This is a genomic window from Kitasatospora sp. NPDC023118, from assembly GCF_055560875.1.
Genome location: NZ_JBVHHW010000097.1, coordinates 1 through 1,134, shown reverse-complemented (window position 1 = coordinate 1,134; position 1,134 = coordinate 1). Strand labels below are relative to the sequence as shown.

At 66.1% G+C, this 1,134-nt stretch carries 1 protein-coding gene; it reads left to right on the top strand.

Features of this window, described 5'->3' with window-relative positions:
• Nucleotides 1–140: 140 nt before the first annotated feature.
• A partial coding sequence (locus ACZ3UD_RS37720) for an RNA-guided endonuclease InsQ/TnpB family protein (protein ID WP_465598645.1) occupies nt 141–1,134 on the top strand: 994 nt, incomplete at its 3' end.

Here is a 1,134-nt window from a genome sequence, read left to right as displayed (position 1 = left end):
GTTCACCATTTGATCTCCCAGGATGCCCCGGCCTTCAGGCCGGGGAGGAATGGGTTCTTGGCTCGGAGCCGCGAAGCGGCGGAGCGAGCTTCGGAGTTTGGACAGGGGCCGTTGTCAGTGGCTTTCGGTAGGTTGATCTTGTGCATCTTCGGTACTCCTATCGCATCTGTCCGACGGCTGGTCAGCGCTCTGCGCTGGCCCGTACGTTCGGGTGTGCGCGGGTGGTGTACAACGATGCTTTGGCGGCTCGGAAGCAGGCCCGTAAGGACGGCCTTCCGTACCCCAAGGGCACCGACTTGCAGAAGCTGGTGATCACAGAGGCGAAGCGCACCGCCGAGCGGGCGTGGCTCGCCTCGGTCGGTGTGGACCCTCTGATCCAGTCCCTGCGGGACCTGGACACCGCGTACCGGAACTTCTTTGACTCGGTGTCCGGCAGGCGCGCCGGGCGTCCGGTAGGGCTTCCTCACTTCAAGTCGAAGCGGGACAACCGGCAGAGCCTTCGGTTCACCCGCAACGGGTTCCGTATCCGGGGCAACGGGAAGCTGAATCTGGCGAGGATCGGCGATGTGCGGGTGAAGTGGTCGCGTGTGCTGCCCGCCGATCCGTCCTCGGTGACGATCCTGCTCGATCCGTCGGGCCGGTACTACGCGAGCTTCGTCGTGGACGTCGAGCCGGAGCACCTTCCCGAGCTGGACACCGAGATCGGCATCGACCTCGGACTGACCACCTACGCCGTCATGTCCGACGGCAGCGTGATCGACAACCCCCGTTTCCTGCGCAAGGCGGAGAAGAACCTCAAGGCCGCGCAGCGGGCGCTGTCCCGCAAGGCGAAGGGGTCGAAGAACCGGGCCAAGGCCCGGCGCAAGGTCGCCAAAGCGCACGCCAAGGTGGCCGACACCCGCATGGACTGGCTGCACAAGCAGACGACCGGGATCATCCGCGAGAACCAAGCGGTGTACCTGGAGGATCTGAACGTGCGCGGCCTCGGTCGTGGCCGGCTGGCCAGGTCCGTCCACGACGCCGGATGGTCCACCTTCCGGCGTCTCCTGGAGGAGAAGGCTGCCCGGTACGGGCGCACCATCGGCATCGTGCATCGTGCGTTCCCGTCCTCGCAGCTCTGCTCCGAGTGCGGGC